The sequence below is a fragment of the Pseudomonas sp. GW822-FHT02D10 genome, assembly GCF_058802345.1.
In genome coordinates, this window is the sequence record NZ_JBXAOB010000005.1 from 107,108 (window position 1) to 126,657 (window position 19,550).

Annotated in this window: 18 protein-coding genes; 10 read left to right on the top strand and 8 right to left on the bottom strand. The window is 60.5% G+C overall.

Translation table 11 applies throughout. The annotated features are described in order from the left end of the window. Window position 1: 1 nt before the first annotated feature. Complete coding sequence (locus AC1RPZ_RS10280) at window positions 2–649, top strand: amino acid ABC transporter permease (RefSeq protein WP_493136928.1); 648 nt, start codon at window positions 2–4, stop codon at window positions 647–649. 66 nt (window positions 650–715) lie between these two features. Here AC1RPZ_RS10280 and AC1RPZ_RS10285 read toward each other — a convergent pair whose 3' ends face one another. After that, window positions 716–1,630, bottom strand: a complete 915-nt coding sequence (locus AC1RPZ_RS10285; protein WP_493136929.1) for a LysR substrate-binding domain-containing protein — start codon at window positions 1,628–1,630, stop codon at window positions 716–718. A gap of 109 nt (window positions 1,631–1,739) precedes the next feature. Between AC1RPZ_RS10285 and AC1RPZ_RS10290 the strand changes: the two genes are divergently transcribed. The 4 genes from AC1RPZ_RS10290 (at window position 1,740) to AC1RPZ_RS10305 (ending at window position 5,357) form a co-directional block, all read left to right on the top strand. After that, window positions 1,740–2,552: a phytanoyl-CoA dioxygenase family protein gene (locus tag AC1RPZ_RS10290; protein ID WP_493136930.1), complete on the top strand. Its 813-nt coding sequence runs from the start codon at window positions 1,740–1,742 to the stop codon at window positions 2,550–2,552. Window positions 2,553–2,639: 87 nt separating this feature from the next. Continuing rightward, window positions 2,640–3,608 (top strand): ABC transporter substrate-binding protein, encoded by a 969-nt coding sequence (locus tag AC1RPZ_RS10295; RefSeq protein ID WP_493136931.1) that lies wholly within the window; start codon window positions 2,640–2,642, stop codon window positions 3,606–3,608. Between the two features lie 70 nt (window positions 3,609–3,678). Further along, complete coding sequence (locus tag AC1RPZ_RS10300; protein WP_493136932.1) at window positions 3,679–4,530, top strand: ABC transporter permease; 852 nt, start codon at window positions 3,679–3,681, stop codon at window positions 4,528–4,530. Next, window positions 4,527–5,357 carry a quaternary amine ABC transporter ATP-binding protein gene (locus AC1RPZ_RS10305; protein ID WP_493136933.1) on the top strand — a complete coding sequence of 277 codons (831 nt, stop codon included), beginning with the start codon at window positions 4,527–4,529 and terminating at the stop codon, window positions 5,355–5,357. Before AC1RPZ_RS10300 ends, AC1RPZ_RS10305 begins: the two co-directional genes overlap by 4 nt. A 399-nt stretch (window positions 5,358–5,756) precedes the next feature. Here the strand turns inward: AC1RPZ_RS10305 and AC1RPZ_RS10310 are convergent, their stop codons facing one another. The 7 genes from AC1RPZ_RS10310 to AC1RPZ_RS10340 form a co-directional block, all read right to left on the bottom strand. After that, the gene (locus AC1RPZ_RS10310; protein WP_493136934.1) at window positions 5,757–6,353 is read right to left on the bottom strand and encodes a sarcosine oxidase subunit gamma; all 597 of its coding nucleotides are present in this window, start codon (window positions 6,351–6,353) and stop codon (window positions 5,757–5,759) included. Between the two features lie 3 nt (window positions 6,354–6,356). Next, window positions 6,357–9,254 carry a 2Fe-2S iron-sulfur cluster-binding protein gene (locus AC1RPZ_RS10315; protein WP_493136935.1) on the bottom strand — a complete coding sequence of 966 codons (2,898 nt, stop codon included), beginning with the start codon at window positions 9,252–9,254 and terminating at the stop codon, window positions 6,357–6,359. Next, on the bottom strand, window positions 9,251–9,553 hold the full coding sequence (locus AC1RPZ_RS10320) for a sarcosine oxidase subunit delta (protein ID WP_493136936.1): 303 nt from the start codon (window positions 9,551–9,553) through the stop codon (window positions 9,251–9,253). The genes AC1RPZ_RS10315 and AC1RPZ_RS10320 overlap by 4 nt, the downstream gene beginning before the upstream one ends. A 13-nt stretch (window positions 9,554–9,566) precedes the next feature. After that, a complete protein-coding gene (locus tag AC1RPZ_RS10325) occupies window positions 9,567–10,808 on the bottom strand; it encodes an FAD-dependent oxidoreductase (protein WP_493136937.1) in 1,242 nt (413 codons plus the stop codon). Continuing rightward, complete coding sequence (folD, locus tag AC1RPZ_RS10330; RefSeq protein WP_493136938.1) at window positions 10,790–11,695, bottom strand: bifunctional methylenetetrahydrofolate dehydrogenase/methenyltetrahydrofolate cyclohydrolase FolD; 906 nt, start codon at window positions 11,693–11,695, stop codon at window positions 10,790–10,792. The genes AC1RPZ_RS10325 and folD overlap by 19 nt, the downstream gene beginning before the upstream one ends. Further along, a complete protein-coding gene (purU, locus tag AC1RPZ_RS10335; protein ID WP_493136939.1) occupies window positions 11,692–12,558 on the bottom strand; it encodes a formyltetrahydrofolate deformylase in 867 nt (288 codons plus the stop codon). Before purU ends, folD begins: the two co-directional genes overlap by 4 nt. Window positions 12,559–12,797: 239 nt before the next feature. Beyond that, a complete protein-coding gene (locus AC1RPZ_RS10340; RefSeq protein WP_401118024.1) occupies window positions 12,798–13,397 on the bottom strand; it encodes a helix-turn-helix domain-containing protein in 600 nt (199 codons plus the stop codon). Window positions 13,398–13,679: 282 nt separating this feature from the next. On the opposite strand from AC1RPZ_RS10340, the gene glnT reads away from it, so the two are divergent. The 5 genes from glnT to AC1RPZ_RS10365 all read left to right on the top strand — a co-directional run bounded on the left by glnT (window position 13,680) and on the right by AC1RPZ_RS10365 (window position 19,497). Continuing rightward, window positions 13,680–15,014 carry a type III glutamate--ammonia ligase gene (gene glnT, locus AC1RPZ_RS10345; RefSeq protein WP_493136940.1) on the top strand — a complete coding sequence of 445 codons (1,335 nt, stop codon included), beginning with the start codon at window positions 13,680–13,682 and terminating at the stop codon, window positions 15,012–15,014. Between the two features lie 72 nt (window positions 15,015–15,086). After that, complete coding sequence (locus AC1RPZ_RS10350; protein ID WP_493136941.1) at window positions 15,087–15,992, top strand: class II glutamine amidotransferase; 906 nt, start codon at window positions 15,087–15,089, stop codon at window positions 15,990–15,992. Between the two features lie 11 nt (window positions 15,993–16,003). After that, window positions 16,004–16,687, top strand: coding sequence for a protein glxC (locus tag AC1RPZ_RS10355; protein WP_493136942.1), 684 nt, complete (start codon window positions 16,004–16,006; stop codon window positions 16,685–16,687). Window positions 16,688–16,707: 20 nt separating this feature from the next. Continuing rightward, window positions 16,708–18,051, top strand: coding sequence for an FMN-binding glutamate synthase family protein (locus AC1RPZ_RS10360; protein ID WP_493136943.1), 1,344 nt, complete (start codon window positions 16,708–16,710; stop codon window positions 18,049–18,051). 120 nt (window positions 18,052–18,171) lie between these two features. Then, window positions 18,172–19,497: an ammonium transporter gene (locus AC1RPZ_RS10365; RefSeq protein ID WP_493136944.1), complete on the top strand. Its 1,326-nt coding sequence runs from the start codon at window positions 18,172–18,174 to the stop codon at window positions 19,495–19,497. The last annotated feature ends 53 nt before the right edge of the window (window positions 19,498–19,550 follow it).

A 19,550-nucleotide genomic window follows, 5' to 3' on the forward strand; every position in this document is an offset into this window, starting at 1 on the left:
TATGGGCTATGGCGACCTGTGGGAAGCAACCCATGTCGAATTTCTTACAGCGGCCTGGGCCACTCTTCAATTGGCATTCGGTGCGCTGGTCATCGGCTTGATCGTCGGTCTGCTGGTGGCGCTGGCGCGACTCTCGAGCAATAGGGCATTGCGGCGCGCAGCGCTGATCTACATCGAGGTTTTTCGCGGCACCCCGGCGCTGGTGCAGTTGTTCATCGTCTATTTCAGCCTGACCGAAATCGGCGTTCAGTTCAGCTCGTTCCAGGCAGCGATGATCGGGTTGGGGCTGAATGCTGCCGCCTACCTGTCGGAGATTTATCGCTCGGGTCTGGAGGCGGTGCCCAAGGGGCAAGTGGAAGCCGCGAAGGCGATTGGTATGCCTCATCTCAAGGTGTTGCGTTGGGTCGTGTTGCCCCAGGCCATCCGTATCGTGCTGGCGCCGATCGGCAACGTCGCGATCTCTCTGTTGAAAGATACGTCAGTGGCTTCGCTGATCGCGGCGCCGGATCTGATGTTGCGCGCCCAGGATTTGAGCTCCGTGTACTTCATGCCGCTGGAGATCTACATCCTCGTGGGCGCCATTTACTTTGCGCTGTGTTATCCGCTGTCACTCGGTGTGCGTTTGCTGGAGCGTAAAACGAGGCATTGAGCCAATGGCTCGTCCGGTTTTTATCCGGACGAGCAGCGCTGGATGCGGATGCGCCCTGCGCAATATTCAATTTGACGCAAACGGTAGTCGTTCCGCGAACCAGGCCACCGCTTGCATTTTGAACACCTCGGCAGGTGGTGTTAACGGGTAGCGCTGATCATAGGCCAGAACAATGCGCTGGGCGGGCAGCTCTTCCCGTATGGGGCGACAGACCAAGGGCTGACCATCGTAGCTACGGTCGCCATAGGGGCGGGTATAGGTCAGCGCCACACCGAACCCGTTGGCAACCAGGCTGCGTTGAAATTCGAAGCTGTGTGTCCGTTGTACGCTGGCGGGGGAGAGTCCATGGAAGCTGAATAGATCCAGCACATGCTGCCAGCTATGGATCTGATCCGTCACCACCAGGTTGCATTCGCTCAGTGCCGCCAGACTGACACGGGCCTCGTTTGCCAGCGGGTGATCGGCCGGTAACAGGGCATGGGCGGTCAACTGGCACAGCTCTACGCATTCCATGTTGGCCGGCAACCCGAGATCGTACGTCAGCGCCAACTCCAGGGCGCCTTCGGCAAGGCGCTTGCCCAGATATTCGAAGCTGCCTTCGCGCATATCGACAGTGACCTGAGGATAGTCGCGTTGGAGGTGTCTCAGGATCTGCGGCAGGCAGTACGGCGCCAGGTCCGCGTAACAACCCAGCACCAGTTCCCCGGCAAAGTCGCTGCTATTGCTGCCGATATCCGCAAAGCTTCGCGCTTCGGCCAGGACGCGTTTTGCCTGGGCCATCACCGTGCGGCCGAAGGGGGTGACGGACACGCCGAGCCCGCGTTGGCGAACAAACAGCGGTTGGCCGAATAGCACCTCCAGTTCGGTAATAGCCGTGGAGATCGAGGGCTGGGAAACGTGCAACTCCTCGGCCGCCAGCGTGAGATTGCCGTGCTTGGCCGCAGCGAGTGCGTAACGGAGTTGTCGTAGGGTGAACTTCATAAGTTTTTCTTTGGTGATACATCAATACTTATTATTTTATCATTGTTGTGTGCCGTGAAATATTTGTCCAGCGCCCACATTTATTTCCTCCTTCAAGGAGTTTCAGGTCATGGCACACAGCGCATTCACCCTTGACGAAAAAGATATCGAAGCGTTCCAGCGCGATGGTGCGGTTTGCCTGCGCGGTATTTTCACTGATTGGATCGAGACGATTGCCGCCGGCATTGAACGCAACCTGGCCGAGCCGGGCGTTTATGCCAGTCGCTACGTCGAGAAGGATGACAAACCCGGCGGTTTTTTCGATGACTATTGCAACTGGCAGCGAATCCCGGAGTTTCGCGCAATGGTTGAGGAGTCACCTGCGGCGTCCGTTGCAGCCGCCGTCATGCGGTCGAAATCGGCACAGTTCTTCCATGATCACGTGCTGGTCAAGGAGCCGGGGGCGCAGAAAGCCACGCCCTGGCATCAAGACATCCCCTACTACTTTGTCGAAGGACAGCAGAGCGTCAGTTACTGGATCCCCGTGGACCCGGTGCGTGAGTCGACACTGCGTCTGGTTGCCGGCTCACATCGTTGGGAGAAAGGGATAAAACCGGTGCACTGGGCCGATCAAAGCGATTTTTACCGGGACGCCGGCGGATACCGCGACGCGCCCGATCCGGATACGGAAGAGGGCCTGCAGGTACTCGAGTGGGAGATGCAACCGGGCGATGCGGTGCTGTTTGATTTCCGTACGGTACATGGCGCCAGAGGCAATGCCTCGGCGCAGCGTCGAAGGGTGCTGTCGCTGCGCTGGCTCGGCGACGATATTCGTTACCTCGAGCGTCCAGGACGGACCTCTCCACCGTATCCAGGGCATGCGATGCAGACCGGTCAGAGACTGCGCGAAGATTGGTTCCCGACGATACATCAAGGAGTTTGAGCTTCACGTTGATGACAGATGTTCGCCACTGAGGTGGCGAACACTTGCACTGCCATAATCCTGTTCACTGTGTTGGAGCGTGCGATTGTGAAAATCAAAAAAAACCTTACCGCCACACTGATTTCCCTCGGCCTGTTGGCCGGTAGTGCTGCGAGCCAGGCCGCCAGTTGGTGCGAGTCGGGTAAACCGGTGAAATTCGCCGGGCTCAACTGGGAGAGCGGCATGTTGCTCACCGAGGTGTTGCAGATCGTCCTCAAGGACGGTTACGGCTGCGCAATCGACACCTTGCCGGGTAACTCCATCGCTATGGAGAACGCCTTGAGCAGCAACGACATTCAAGTGTTGGCCGAAGAATGGATCGGTCGCAGCGACGTCTGGAACAAAGCGGCGAAAAGCGGCAAGGTCCTGGGTGTCGGCGCACCGATCATTGGCGCCACCGAAGGCTGGTACGTGCCGCGTTATGTGGTCGAAGGGGATGCCAAGCGCAACCTCAAATCCAAGGCGCCCGAGCTGAAGAACATCGCCGATCTGAGCCGCTACGCCGGACTGTTCAAGGATGCGGAGGAGCCGGGCAAGGGCCGTTTCTACAACTGCCCGGCCGGCTGGACCTGCGAGCTGGAAAACAGCGAGATGCTGAAAAGTTACGGTCTCGAAGCGAGCTACACCAACTTCCGTCCAGGTACCGGCCCGGCCCTGGATGCCGCCGTACTGTCGAGCTACAAGCGTGGCGAGCCGATCCTGTTCTACTACTGGTCGCCGACGCCGTTGATGGGTCAAGTCGATCTGGTCAAGCTGGAAGAGAAGCCGGGTATCGACAAGAAGATCAGCATCCAGGTGGGGCTTTCCAAGGCCTTCCATGAGCAGGCGCCAGAACTGGTCGCGGTGCTGGAGAAGGTCAATCTGCCGATCGACCTGCTGAACCAGAACCTGGCCCGAATGAGCAAGGAGCATATCGACTCGCCCAAACTGGCGAAGATCTTCTTCAAGGAGCACCCGGAGGTCTGGCAGGCTTGGGTCAGCGCTGACGCGGCCAAGAAAATCAACGCGGCTCTGTAGGTCGACAACCTCCCGGCTAACCGAGAGGCTGGCCGGGAAGTTTGCCTCAACCACTTGATCGAGGGTTCCAATGTTTCCCGAGCGTTTCACATTTTCCATCGCCGACTGGGTCAACAGTTGGGTTGATGCACTGGTGACCAACTACGGCGATGTGTTCCGGCAGATCTCCGACACCCTGCTGTGGGCCATCGTCAACCTCGAGGGCCTGCTCCGCGCAACGCCCTGGTGGTTGATGTTGGTGATCGTCGGCGGTATTGCCTGGCACGCCACCCGCAAGCTGGTCACCACAACCGTTATCGTCGGCCTGCTGTTTTTGGTGGGGGCCGTGGGCCTGTGGGACAAACTCATGCAAACCCTCGCCCTGATGCTGGTGGCGACGCTTATTTCGGTACTGATCGGCATTCCGCTGGGCATTCTCTCGGCGCGCAGCGATCGCCTGCGTTCGGTACTGATGCCACTGCTGGACATCATGCAGACCATGCCCAGCTTCGTGTACCTGATTCCGGTGCTGATGCTGTTCGGCCTGGGCAAGGTGCCGGCGATCTTCGCCACGGTCATCTACGCCGCTCCGCCGCTGATCCGTCTGACCGACCTGGGTATCCGCCAGGTAGATGGAGAGGTCATGGAGGCGATCAATGCCTTTGGCGCCAACCGTTGGCAGCAACTGTTCGGCGTGCAACTGCCGCTGGCCCTGCCGAGCATCATGGCCGGGATCAACCAGACCACCATGATGGCCTTGTCGATGGTGGTGATCGCCTCGATGATCGGTGCCCGTGGTTTGGGTGAGGATGTGCTTGTTGGGATTCAAACCCTCAACGTCGGACGCGGCCTGGAAGCGGGCCTGGCGATCGTGATTCTCGCGGTGGTGATTGACCGCATTACCCAGGCCTATGGTCGGCCACGGCATGAGGTGAGCAAATGAGCATGGCACGGATGAACAAGATCGAAGTCAAAAACGTCTTCAAGATCTACGGTGCCCGCACTGAAGATGCACTGAACATGATTCGCCAGAAGAAGACCAAGGATCAGGTCCTGGCCGAAACCGGCTGCGTGGTCGGGGTCAACGACCTGTCGCTGTCCATTGGTAGCGGCGAGATCTTTGTGATCATGGGGCTGTCCGGTTCGGGGAAGTCGACCCTGGTGCGGCACTTTAACCGCCTGATCGACCCGACCAGCGGCGCGATACTGGTGGACGGCGTGGACATTCTCCAGCACGACATGGAGGCGTTGCGCGAGTTTCGTCGGCACAAGATCAGTATGGTGTTCCAGAGCTTCGGCCTGCTGCCGCACAAAAGCGTGCTGGACAACGTCGCCTACGGCCTGAAAGTGCGTGGTGAAACCAAGCAAGTGTGCGCCGAGCGCGCCTTGCACTGGATCAATACCGTGGGCCTGAAGGGCTATGAGAACAAGTATCCGCACCAGCTGTCGGGCGGTATGCGCCAGCGTGTGGGCCTGGCCCGAGCCTTGGCGGCGGACACTGACATTATCCTGATGGACGAAGCCTTCAGTGCCCTCGACCCGTTGATCCGGGCCGAGATGCAGGATCAGTTGCTGGAGCTGCAGAAGACGCTGCACAAGACCATCGTGTTTATTACCCATGACTTGGATGAGGCGGTGCGGATCGGCAATCGCATCGCGATTCTCAAGGACGGCAAGTTGATTCAGGTCGGGACGCCGAAGGAGATCCTACATTCGCCCGCCGACGAATATGTCGATCGTTTCGTCCAGCGGCGCGTGGTCGCTTTGTAAGGGCTGGCCAGGCGCAGCAACTCTTCGCGCTCCTTGGCGGGGGCCGTCAACTCCAGGCTTGTTGAACTAGCTTGCCTCACTCGGCACCGGTGATCGGGCCTTCGCTCTCCATGTTGAAAGCAGACGAACACAGGCTGCTTTCGGAGTGACATTCAGACGTCTACTCACAATATGCGACTTTTCATCACTGTTTCCCGTCCTGAATAAGGTTTACACCTGTTTCAGGACGGGACAAATGGTGAGTTCCACTCGAAACTACCGCCAACCACGGTTTATTAGTACATAAATCCGGGGCTTGGTAGATCGCAGTTTGGTGGTGCCGCCTTACTGGAAACCGTTCCAATCTCATCCATCCAAACGAGCCTGACCTGCTGCTGGCTCGCCCTGTTTCTGCCAGCGTCAGAGTGTTGTCCCCTCCGTTGCCAGCCCGGAAAACTCCTGCATTGCATCCAGCAAGGCCCCACGAAAATAGGTCTTCGATGCCCGATCACAGAGGATGTGCAAACTCGGTAGTTGAGCGGTGCTGGAATTGATCACTATCACATTGATTCGCGCCGCCGAGGTTTGTGCCACCGCACCCGGGCCGAAAGCTTCGGCGCTGAGGTCGACTCCGCAGAGTTTGGCCATAACTTGCGTGAGGTGTTCGCCACTGAGCTGAAAGCAGGCATGACTGTCCTGGCGTGGCAGCAGGTAGTTGGCCTTATGGTCCAACTCCCAACGGGTCTCTTCGTCTGCAATACGCTCGCCCTGATCCTGGGGGCTGCCCAGCAGCAGGTACTCGGTCTGGGACAGACGCGCCACCTGACTGCCATCGGCGTGAGTCACGGCGCGGTTGGGCGCATCCGGCAGGACGAAGTTGCGCCCCCGCAGGTATTCGGCGCTGTGTGCGCCGCGAAACCCGACCCGAGGCAGGTCGGTCAGATCCATCAGACTGCAGCCCGGAAAAGGTGCCAGGGCAGGTTGGCCAATGGGGTGTTGTTCGTTCAGGCTGGTCATGGCTTAAAGCTCCTGGCGTTGGTTGTCGGGATCGAAGAAAGGCAATTTCACCACCTCGGCCTGGAGCAGGATGCCGCCTTCGACGCGGATCGGAATCTGCTGGCCGGGGCTACTCTGGTCGATGCCGGCGTAGGCCAGGCCGATGATCTTGCCAAGGGTTGCGGAATACTCGCAGGAGGTGACGCTGCCGCTGATGTCCGGGCCGTTGAGCACCAAGTGTCCTTCAAGGGGCTGCGGGCTGCCTTTGGGCAGGGTGAATCCCACCAGTTTGCGTTTCAGTGGCTGGGCTTCGAGGATGTCCACCGAACGGCGGCCGACGAAGAACGGCTTGTTGCGACTGACCGCCCAGCCCATGTCGATTTCCGCCGGGTGGGTCATGCCGTCGGTGTCCTGACTGATGATCACATGGCCTTTTTCCAGACGCAGCAGGCGCTGGGTTTCGACACCGAACGGGCGGATGTCATGGGCCTTGCCGGCTTCAATCAGCGCATCCCAAAGCTTGAGGCCATGGCGCGCCGGCACGTGGATTTCATACCCCAGCTCTCCGACAAAACCCACCCGCAACAAGCGTGCCTCGATCCCGGCGACTGTGCCCTGGCGTACGCCCAGGTAGGGGAAGCCTTCCGCGCTCAGATCGAGGTCGCTGCAGACTTTCTCCAGCACCTTGCGCGAGTCGGGGCCGGCGACGTTGACCGCGCAAATGGCTGCGGTGACGTTGGCGACATCCACGTCCAGGCGCCATTGCGCGTTCCACTTGAGCATCTGCTGATAGATCCGGTCGACGCCGCTGGTGGTGGCAGTGACGTAGAAGTGATTCTCGGCAAACCGCGCGCAGACCCCGTCGTCGATCACCACCCCGTGCTCGTTGGTCATCAGCGCATAACGGGAACGGCCGATCGGTTGCTTGAGGAAGGCAAAGGTGTACATCCGGTTGAGCATCTCGGCGGCATCCGGGCCGCGTACATCCAGGCCGCCCAGAGTCGAGACGTCGATGATACCGACCTTGTTGCGCACGTGCAGGGCTTCGGCTTGCATGCAGCGTTCGCGATCCTTGGTGCTACCGTAGTAGGCCGGGCGCTGCCAGATGCCGGCGGGCATCATCTTCGCGCCGGCTTGCAGGTGGCGGGCATGCATCGGCGTCTGCCGGTACGGGTCGAAGGCGCGGCCGGCGACATGGGCCAGTTTCTCCGCGACGAAGGGCGGTCGCGCCGTGGTGACCCCGGTTTCGCTGATGTTGCGTTGGGTCGCCCAGGCCACCAGGCGCGCGGTCGGCAAAGCCGAGTGGCGGCCCTGAGATGGGCCCATGCCGACGGTGGAGTAGCGCTTGACCAGTTGCACGTCGCGGTAGCCGATTTTCGTCGCGTTGACGATGTCCGCGACTTGCAGATCCTCGTCAAAGTCGACGAAATCCTTGCCCTTGGGGTGAGGGAAGATCGGCCAGTTGAAGTTGACTCGGGCTTCTGGTCCAAACGGCGCCCGCTGAGCCCTGGCTTCAAGGCCAAGTGCGAGCGCGGCGTCGGCACCGGCATTGACGCCGTTGGCGATCACGTTGTCCAGCTGGTGACGACCGTTGACCGAGCCTGCGACATTGAGGTTCTGTGGCAGGCCGCTGAGGGTGAACTCGGCACGCTGATCGTCATAGGCCAGTTTGCCGCCCGCCTGACACAGCAATTGATAGACCGGCATGTAACCGGCGGACATGCACAGCAAGTCGCAGTCCAGGTGGTGCCCGCTGTCGGCGACCTGACCCTGTACGGTGATCTTGCGCACGTCGACGCCAGTGACATGACGCATCCCCTTTTCGTGCAGGGCTTCGTACACCGTACTGTTGCTCAAACAAGGGATTTTGCGTTGCGCCAAGGCATCCAGCAGGTCGGTATTGTCGGGCGCGTTACGCAGGTCCACCAGAGCGGCCACTTCCACACCTTGATCATGCAGATCGAGGGCGGCGAGATAACCATCATCGTTGCCCGTCAGCACCACGGCGCGTTTACCGGGTTTGACCGCATACAGCTTCATCAGCCGTTGCGCGGCGCTGGTCAGCATCACGCCCGGCAGGTCGTTGTTGCGAAAGATCACCGGCTGGTCGAAGGAGCCGCTGCACACCAGGCACTGGCGGGCACGAACCTTGTACAGGCGCTTGCCCTGAATCACCGGCAGGTAGTTGTCGGTGAACCAGGCGTTGCAGGTGGCCTCGGTGAGGATCTGGATGTTGGCGTGCTGTTGCACCGCCGCGAGCAGTTCGCGGCGCAGGGTTTCTGCTCTTTTACCTTCGATATCGAAGCGGGCATAGGTCAGCGAGCCGCCGAGAATCGGCTGCTGCTCGATGAGCAGAACCTTGGCTCCGGCATTCGCTGCGGTGAGGGCCGCGTGCAGGCCGGCGGGCCCGGCGCCGATCACCGCCAGATCGGTGAACAGATAAGCCTTGTCGTAATACTCGGGTTTGAAAGTCAGGTCGAGCACACCGAGGCCGGCCTTCTTGCGAATGATCGGCTCCCAGACCTTCCACATGCCCTTGGGCTTGTAGAACGAGCGGTAGTAGAAACCCACCGGCATGAATTTGGAAAACTTGCCCAGGTAAGCATCGCGGTCGTTGTCTAGCGAGCCATTGACGTTCTGCGCCGTGACCTGCAAACCGGCGGACAAAGCGTGTGCATCGGCCAGGACGTTAGGTTCTTCGGGCAGTTGCACCAGACTGTTGGCGTCCTGACCGGCCATGGTCAACGGGCCACGCGGGCGGTGGTATTTGAACGAGCGGGAAATCAGGAAACGCCCGTTGGCCAACAGGGCGCTGGCGATGCTGTCGCCTTGCAAGCCTTGATAGCGCTGGCCGTCGAAACTGAAATCCAGTAGCTGATCGCGGTTAATCAGCAAGCCCATGGGGGCGGGGAGGCGGTTCATCCTGCGATCTCCTTGGCAATTGCGCTGAACTCGACACGGGTGCTGAACAGTTCTTTGGGGTCGAAGGTGCGCAGGATTTCATCACTGACGGTGTGACGCTCCGCCAGAAACCAGTAACTGGACGGCGTGTGCATCCACCACTCGCGCACCACGCCGGCGAGGTTGTCGGTGTTGAACACGTAGTCGGCCCATTCGGCGTCGCTGCACGTCACCGGATCGGGCATGGGCTTGAACTCACCGCCATAGGTGAACTCGCTGATATTGCGTGGCCCGTTGAGCGGGCAATTCATGATTTTCATAGTCCGCTCTCCGTCAGTGACTGGCCGCTGTGGCGCCCATTTCGTTGACTTGCTGGAAGGTTGAGAAGCGCTCGAGGCCGAAGGGCTTGATCAGCTCCGGCACCTTGCCGCCGCTGGCGACCAGCTCGGCCATGGTCTTGCCGCAGATCGGCGTGGCCTTGAAGCCCCAGGTGCCCCAACCAGCGTCGAGGTAGTAATTCTTCACTGGCGACAGGCCCATGATCGGGCTGTAGTCCGGGGTCATGTCGGTGATACCGGCCCATTGGCGCATCAGCTTGGCGCTGGCCAGGAACGGGAACATCTCGATGGCGTGGGCCAGCAGGCTTTCCTTCAAATCGAGCGTTGAGCGCGTATTGAACAGCGGATAGGGGTCGGAGCCACCGCCGAACACCACTTCGCCCCGGCTGGTCTGCTGCACGTAGCAGTGCAGGGCCGAGGAGCTCACCAGCGGATCGAGAAAAGGTTTGAACGGCTGGGTGACCATCGCTTGCAGGGGGAAGGTCTGGATCGGCGAACGGATCCCGGCCTTGGCCATCAGCAAGGAGCTGTGCCCGGCAATCGCCTGCACTGCGCAACCGCATTTTATGGTGCCGCGATTGGTCTTGACCGCGGTGATGGCGCCGTTCTCGATCACCAGGTCCTGGACTTCGGTGAGCTGGTGGATTTCCACGCCGCGTTTGGCCGCCTGCTTGGCGTAGCCCCAGGCCACTGCGTCGTGGCGTGCGGTGGCACCGTCGATATGCCAGAGACCAGCGAGTACCGGCAAGTGCCCGGGGTCGAGATTGAGGCTGGGCACCAGTTCGCGAATCTGCTGGCGGTCGATCATCTCGGTGCGTCCGCCGAAGTGTTTGTTGACCTCGGCGCGCTGGCGGAATGAACGCACGGTGGCATCGGTGTGGGCCAGGGTCAGCTGGCCGCGCTCGGAGTACATGATGTTGAAGTCGAATTCGTTGGACAGCGACTGGAACATCCGCACCGACTCGGCATAAAAGCGCACACCTTCGCTGGTCAGGTAGTTGGAGCGGATCACCGCAGTGTTGCGCGCGGTATTGCCGCCGCCTAGGTAGGATTTTTCCAGCACCGCAATATTGCTGATGCCGTGATACTTGGCCAGGTAATAAGCGGTGGCGAGACCATGGCCGCCGGCACCGATGATTACCACGTCATAGCTCGGTTTGAGTTCCCGGGGCGGCGGCAAATCCACCTCCACCGGGTACTCCGAACTCAGCCCGTACTTCAATAGATTGAATGGCATACGGCCTCCGATTGGCTGCGTTGGGCCTGGTGTTGCATAAGGGCCGCGGTCACGGTGTTTTTCATCAGAAAGGCGATGGTCATCGGCCCGACACCGCCGGGTACCGGGGTGATGGCTGCGACTTGGGGCAGCGCGCTGTCGAAGTCGACGTCGCCCACCAGCCGGCTGCGACCCTGATCGTCGATGCGGTTGATACCGACGTCGATCACCACCACGCCGGGCTTGAGCCAGTTGGCGTCGATCAGCCGTGGTCGGCCCACGGCGGCGATGACGATATCCGCCTGACGGCACAAGGCTTGCGCATCGAGGCTGCGCGAGTGCAGCACGGTCACCGAGCAGTCGGCCTGCAACAACAATGCCGCCATGGGTTTACCGACGATGTTCGAGCGGCCGATCACCACCGCGTGCTTGCCCCGCAGATCGCCGCAGGTTTGTTCCAGCAAGTACAGGCAGCCGCTGGGGGTGCAGGGCGCGAGCACCTCGCGACCCTGGCTGAGGCCACCGACGTTCTGACTGTGAAAACCGTCGACGTCCTTGTCCGGAGCGATAGCCTCCAGTGCGCGTAATTCATCGATATGCGAAGGCAGCGGCAGCTGCAGAAGAATGCCGTGGATCGAGCGATCTGCATTCAATCGGGCGATAAGAATGAGTAACTGTTCAGTGCTGGTGTCCGTGGACAGCCGATGTTCCAGCGAGCGGATACCCACCTCTTCGGCGCGCAGGATTTTGTTGCGCACGTAGACTTGGCTGGCCGGGTCGCTGCCCACCAGAATCACCGCCAGGGCCGGTTGAATGTCACGCTCGCGCAGGTTCGCCACGTCCTCGCGGACCTGTTCCAGCACGCGGGCAGCGGCGGCTTTGCCGTCAATCAGTCTGGGCGCGTTCACCGGAAGATCACCGTTCTGTCCTGGTTGAGGAAAACCCGGTGTTCCAGGTGGTACTTGACCGCCTTGGACAGGGCCACGGTTTCGGTGTCGCGACCGGTGGCCACCAGGTCGTCGGGCAGGTAGACGTGGTCGACACGCTGCACTTCCTGCTCGATGATCGGCCCCTCGTCGAGGTCGCTGGTGACGTAGTGGGCGGTGGCGCCGATCAGCTTCACGCCGCGCTGGTAGGCCTGGTGATAAGGCTTGGCGCCCTTGAAGCCAGGGAGGAAAGAGTGGTGGATGTTGATCGCCCGGCCCGAGAGTTGCTTGCACAGGTCATCGGAGAGGATCTGCATGTAGCGCGCCAGGACCACCAGTTCGGTGCCGGTGTCGTCGACGATCTTCATCAACTCGGCTTCCTGCCGGGCCTTGGTGTCTTTGTTCACCGGCAGGTAGATGAAGCGGATGCCCTCGCGTTCGGCCATGGGGCGCAGGTCAAGGTGATTGGAAACGATGGCGGTGATGGTCATGTCCATCTCGCCCTTGTGGTAGCGGTACAGCAGGTCGGTCAGGCAGTGGTCGAACTTGCTGACCATCAGCAACACGCGCATCGGCTCGCGGGTGTCGTGCAGCTCCCAGCTCATGTCGAACGCGCTGGCGACGTCACTGAAGCCGGCTTTGAGTTGTTGAATGTCACCCAAATGGCCGTCGTTGAAACGGAATACCGCGCGCATGAAGAATTGGCCGCTGAAGTCGTCGTCGAATTGCGCCATCTCCCCGATGTAGCAACCGTTGTCCGCCAGGTACGTGGTGACGGCGGCGACAATGCCGGACACCGCGGGACAGGTGATTTTGATAATGAAATGGTTTTTTTCGTGTTGCATGACACGTCCTCGGGAAGATGGCGGCAGCTCATCGCAGGGCGAAAAAAACATCAGCGGACAGCGGTCTCATCCATGAGCGATTTTTCTTGTTGGGAATAAAATATTCCTGAAGTTGGCTTTATAGGGGAATGCCCGCGCCGCGTCCAGATATTTTGTGAAAGTTTTTTAACTGGCAGGAAATAACTTGAGGCCGACGGGGTCGGCCTCAAGGCAGGGGCAAAGCGGGAGGAGGCGGGGCGTTATTCTTTGTCGTTGCCGTAATTCATGATCGACAACAGACGGATCGGCACTTGCACCAGTTGCTCGGGGCCGTGGGGGATTTCCCCTTCGAACGTCAGGCTATCACCGGCCTCCATGCGGTACAGCTGGTTGCCGTGGCGATAGATCAATTCACCTTCGAGCAGGTGGAGGAATTCGGTGCCTGGGTGGGAGAAGGTTGGAAACTCCTCGCTGGCATCATCCATGCTGACCATGTAGGCCTCGAAGCTCTTCTTCGGCCCACGGGTGTGGTTGAGCAAATGGTAGGTATGACCTTTCTCGGTGCCGCGGCGCACCACTTCCATGCCCTGGTCGGCCTTGACCAGCAGCGCGCTGCCGCCTTGCTGGTCGTATTCGCTGAACAACTTGGACAGTGGCAAGCCGAGCACGTCGCACAAACGGCTCAGCGTATCGAGGCTGGTGGAGACCTGGGCGTTTTCGATCTTGCTCAACATGCCCTGGCTGATATCGGCAATCTTGGCGACGTCGGACAGTTTCAGATCCTGGGCCTGGCGCTGACGCTTGATCTGCATTCCCAGGTATTGCTCAAGCTTGAGGCGCGGGGCGGTTTCGGTCGACATAGTCATCAGGTCCTGCACAGTTTCTGTTCAGTAATATTAGTTTCGCACTGAGAAAGTGCAAATCACGAGTCTTGGCTCGCAGGTATCAGGCAGTATTCCCACAGGGAAAAGAATTTTCCCATATATACAGCACAAAAGCGCCTTTTGCGGCGCATCGACGTTTCACTCGCGAATCTGGCAAGGGCTTTGCATTCCTATTGGGAAACTTACTTTCTTTTTAGGAATAAAAAGAAAGTAAGGCCTACCCACAATTGTTTTGCCTTTCGCGAGGAGTGACGAGCAATGTTGCCAGCAGAAACCCAGCGCATCATCGACAAGCACGGGATCAAGTACGTGCTTGCGCAGTTTGTCGATATTCACGGTGCGGCAAAAACCAAGTCGGTGCCGATCTGTGGGCTCAAGGTGGTGGCCGAGGAGGGTGCAGGTTTTGCCGGCTTCGCGATCAGCGGCATGGGGATGGAGCCCCATGGCCCGGACTTCATGGCCCGCGGCGACTTGTCGACCCTGACTCCGGTGCCCTGGCAGCCGGGTTATGGGCGGGTGGTGTGCATCGGTCACGTTGATGGCAAGCCCCATCCGTATGACAGCCGTTATGTGCTGCAACAGCAGGTGCGGCGCCTGGAGGAAAAGGGCTGGACCCTCAACACCGGTCTGGAGCCGGAATTCAACCTGATGCGTCGCGATGAGAGCGGCAAGCTGCAGCTGGTCGACCCTAGCGACAACCTCGACAAGCCTTGTTATGACTACAAGGGCCTGTCCCGTTCCCGGGTGTTCCTCGAACGTTTGACCGAGGCCTTGCAGCAGGTGGATTTCGAGGTCTATCAAATCGACCACGAGGACGCCAACGGCCAGTTCGAAATCAACTACACCTACAGCGATGCCATGACCTCAGCGGATCGCTTCACCTTCTTCCGCATGGCCGCCGGCGAGATCGCCAATGACCTGGGGATGATCTGTTCGTTCATGCCCAAGCCGGATCCCAAGCGCGCTGGTAACGGCATGCACTTTCACCTGTCGATCAGCAGCGCCGACAACAAGAATCTGTTCCATGACGCCAGCGACCCGAGCGGCATGGGCCTGTCGAAACTGGCCTATCACTTCGCTGCCGGTTTGCTCGCCCATGGCCCGGCGCTCTGTGCCTTCGCCGCGCCGACGGTCAACTCCTACAAGCGTCTGGTGGTCGGCAACTCGTTGTCCGGCGCGACCTGGGCGCCAGCCTTTATTGCCTTCGGCGCCAACAACCGCTCAGCAATGGTTCGGGTGCCATACGGCCGCCTCGAATTCCGTCTGCCGGACGCCGGTTGCAATCCCTACCTGGTCAGCGCCGCGATCATCGCCGCCGGCCTGGACGGCATCGACCGTCAGCTGGAAATCGACCACGTCTGCAACGAAAACCTCTACAGCCTGAGCCTGGAGCAGATCGCCGCACGGGGCATCAAGACCCTGCCGCAATCCCTCAAGGAAGCCTGCGACGCCCTGGAAGCCGACCCGCTCTTCGCCGAGGTGCTGGGCCCGCAGATCGTTGGCGAGTTCATCAAGCTCAAGCGCATGGAATGGGTGGAGTACAGCCGCCACGTCTCCGATTGGGAGATCCAGCGCTACACCGAATTTTTCTGACTGTGCACTTTGACAACCATTCGGGCACTCGGCACGGCGTCGGGCGTTCACTGCCTCCGAAGGAGACTTGATATGTGTGGAATCGTAGGTCTTTACCTGAAAAATTCGCAGCTGGAATCCCAGCTGGGCAAGCTGTTTGAACCGATGTTGCAGGCCATGACCGATCGTGGCCCGGACAGTGCCGGCTTCGCCATCTACGGTGATGAAGTGGCGGAAGGCTGGGTCAAGCTGACTCTGCAGGCGACCACCGAAGGCTTCGACTGGAAAGCCCTGATGGGTGAACTGGAAGGGCGCCTCGGCTGTTCTCTGGACTGGTTTCAGAACGCCAGCGCTGCGGTGCTCAAGGTCAATGCCGAGGAAGCCCCGGTGCGTCAGGCCCTGGCTGAACTGGCGCCGAGCGTGCGCATCATGAGCGCCGGCCAGAGCATCGAAATCCTCAAGGGCATGGGCTTGCCCCAGGAAATTTCCCAACGTTTCGGCCTGGCCGGGATGAAGGGCAGCCACATCATCGGCCACACCCGGATGGCCACCGAAAGCGCGGTGACCATGGAAGGCAGCCACCCGTTTTCCACCGGCGCCGACCTGTGCCTGGTGCACAACGGCTCGCTGTCCAACCACTTCCGCCTGCGTCAGGAGCTCAAGCGTGAAGGCATTCATTTTGAGACCGACAACGACACCGAAGTGGCCGCCGGCTATCTGACCTGGCGCCTGCAGCAGGGCGACTCGCTGAAAGAGGCGCTGGATCATTCGCTGGAGGATCTGGACGGTTTCTTCACCTTCGCCATCGGCACCCGCAACGGTTTTGCGGTGATCCGCGACCCGGTCGCCTGCAAGCCGGCGATCCTTGCCGAGACCGATGACTACGTCGCCATGGCTTCCGAATACCAGGCGCTGTCGAGCCTGCCGGGGATTGAACACGCCAGGATCTGGGAGCCGGCACCGGCCACCCTGTACATCTGGGAACGCGAGTCAGCTTAAGGAGCGCACACATGAAAACCATCGATCTTTCCACTGCCTCGGTGCGCGACCTCAACCAGGCGCTGCATGACCAGGTCAACAACGTTCAGGACCGCGAGTGGGTGGTGACCCACTCCAATGGCAAGCACAACCTTGCTGTCGGGGTGAATGAAGCGGTGTCCATCGATATTCAGGGCCACGCCGGTTACTACTGCGCCGGCATGAATCAGAAGGCCTCGATCACCGTCCACGGCAACGTCGGCGTCGGTTGCGCCGAGAACATGATGTCCGGCTATGTCCGGGTCAAAGGCAGCGCCTCTCAGGCGGCCGGTGCCACGGCCCATGGCGGCTTGCTGGTGATTGAAGGCGACGCCGGGGCGCGTTGCGGGATTTCCATGAAGGGCATCGACATTGTGGTCGGCGGCAGCATTGGTCACATGAGCTGTTTCATGGGCCAGGCCGGGCGTTTGGTTGTTTGCGGCGACGCCGGCGATGCGCTGGGCGATTCGTTGTACGAGACCCACATCTACGTGCGGGGCACCGTCGAGTCCCTGGGCTCGGACTGCATCGAGAAAGAGATGCGCGCCGAGCATCTGGAAGAGCTGCAAGGCCTGCTGAACCGTGCCGGTTTCGATTACAAGGCGGCTGACTTCAAGCGCTACGGCTCGGCCCGTCAGCTGTACAACTTCAAAGTCGATAACGCGTCCGCGTACTGATCCGCGCGAGGAGAACAGATATGAGCGACCCTATTAGCCAAAAAGCAGCCCCTCCAGTGCTGCGCGAGTCAGCCACCTTCGACCGCCTGACTATCCAGGAAATCCAGCGTGCTGCCGAGACCGGCATCTACGACATTCGCGGCGGCGGCACTAAACGCAAGTTGCCGCATTTCGATGACTTGTTGCTGCTCGGCGCCAGCGTTTCGCGCTACCCGCTCGAAGGCTATCGGGAGAAGTGCGGCACCGATGTAATCCTTGGCAACCGCTTTGCCAAGAAGCCGATCCACTTGAAGATTCCGGTGACCATCGCCGGCATGAGCTTCGGTGCCTTGTCGGCCAATGCCAAGGAAGCCCTGGGCCGTGGCGCGACCATCGCCGGCACCAGCACCACCACCGGTGACGGCGGCATGACCCCGGAAGAACGTGGCCAGTCCCAGCATCTGGTCTATCAGTACCTACCGTCGCGCTACGGCATGAACCCGGATGACCTGCGCAAGGCCGATGCCATTGAAATTGTCTTGGGGCAGGGCGCCAAACCCGGTGGCGGCGGCATGTTGCTGGGTATGAAAGTCACCGAGCGGGTGGCCGGTATGCGCACCTTGCCGATCGGTGTCGACCAGCGTAGCGCTTGCCGTCACCCGGACTGGACCGGGCCGGATGACCTGGCAATCAAGATTGCCGAGATCCGCGAAATCACTGATTGGGAAAAACCGATCTACGTGAAAATTGGCGCAAGCCGGCCGTACTACGACGTCAAGCTGGCGGTGAAGGCCGGAGCCGACGTGATTGTGCTCGACGGCATGCAAGGTGGCACTGCGGCGACCCAGGAAGTGTTTATCGAACACGTGGGGATCCCGATTCTGTCGGCCATCCCGCAGGCGGTACAGGCTTTGCAAGAGATGGGCATGCATCGCAAGGTGCAGCTGATTGTTTCTGGCGGGATTCGCAACGGCGCCGACGTGGCCAAGGCCATGGCGCTGGGTGCGGATGCGGTGGCTATCGGTACGGCGGCGCTGATCGCGCTGGGCGACAACCATCCACGCCTGAACGAGGAACTGAAAAAAATCGGCTCGGCCGCCGGGTTTTACGACGACTGGCAGAATGGCCGAGACCCGGCAGGGATCACCACTCAGGACCCGGAACTGTCCAAGCGCCTCGACCCGGTGGAAGGCGGTCGGCGTTTGGCCAACTACCTGCGGGTGCTGGTGCTGGAAGCCCAGACCATGGCCCGGGCCTGCGGCAAGTCGCACCTGCACAACCTCGATCCTGAGGATCTGGTGGCACTGACCGTGGAGTCGGCCGCCATGGCCCGGGTGCCGCTGGCGGGGACCAGCTGGATTCCGGGTTCAGGTTCCGGTTACTGAGATGACGTTCGTTCCCACGCAAGCGTGGGAACGATCAGTTAGAAGGGCCCGCCCAGAGGCCCATGAAATAACCATTGCTCACTGCCAGGCACTTTCCATTCTTTTGCAGGAGCTTTGAACATGGTCAATCGTCTTCTCGGCAAATCCCTTCTGGTCTTATTGGCTGCCAGCACGCTCGCGCCGTTGGCGCAGGCGGCCGACGCGCCGACCTTGAACACCGGCAGCACCGCCTGGATGGTGACGGCGGCGGTGCTGGTGCTGTTCATGTGTCTGCCGGGCCTCGCGTTGTTTTACGGTGGTCTGGTCCGCGCAAAAAACATGCTCTCGTTGTTTACCCAGTGCTTCGGCGTCGCCGGCCTGGTGGGTGTTCTGTGGGTGATCTATGGCTACAGCATGGTGGTCGACACCACCGGGATGGTCGAGGGCCAGGTGACCTTCAACAGTTTTGTCGGCGGGCTGAGCCGGGGCTTTCTGGCGGGCATGACCCCCGCCAGCCTGGTGGGCGATATTCCGGAAGGGGTGTTCGTGACCTTCCAGATGACCTTTGCCATCATCACTCCGGCGCTGATTGCCGGGGCCTTTGCCGAACGTATGAAGTTCTCGGCGGCGCTGTTGTTCATGGCGCTGTGGTTCACTCTGGTTTATGCCCCGGTGGCCCACATGGTCTGGGGCGGCTCGGGCGCCTTGATGCATAACTGGGGCGTGCTGGATTTTGCCGGCGGCACCGCGGTGCATATCAATGCCGGTGTCGCCGCGCTGGCCGCGTGCCTGATCCTTGGCAAGCGCAAGGGCTATCAGAATGCGCCGATGCCAGCCCATAACCTGAGCCTGACCATGGCCGGCGCGGCCATGCTCTGGGTCGGCTGGTTTGGCTTCAATATCGGCTCCGGCGGCGGTCTCAATGGCACCTCCGGTATCGTCATGCTCAACACCCAATTGGGCGCCTGCGCCGGGATTCTCGGCTGGATGTTCACCGAGTGGTTCAAGGTCGGCAAACCCAGCGCACTGGGCCTGGCCAGCGGTGCCTTGGCCGGTCTGGTCGGCATCACCCCGGCGTGCGCGTATGTGGGCGTCGGTGGCGCACTGGCCATCGGTCTGCTGTGCGGGGTGTTCTGCTACTTGAGCGTCACCGTCCTGAAACGCCGCTTCGGTTATGACGACAGCCTCGACGTTTTCGGCTTGCACGGCATCGGCGGGATGATAGGCGCGGTGTTGACCGGGGTGTTCTGCGTACCGTCCCTGGGCGGGTTGGTGGAAGGCGTGACCATGGGCGCTCAGGTCATGGCGCAAATCAAGGGTGTACTGCTGACGACGGTGTATTGCTTTGTCATCAGCTGGATCATTCTCAAAGTGGTCAACGCTTTGGTCGGCTTGCGCGCCGATGAGTCGGTGGAAGACATGGGCCTGGATCTGGCCGAGCATAATGAGAGTGCCTACAACCACTAATCGCTGTTGTTGATCGACACGGCCCACCTTCGAGTGGGCCGTGTGCGTTGTGC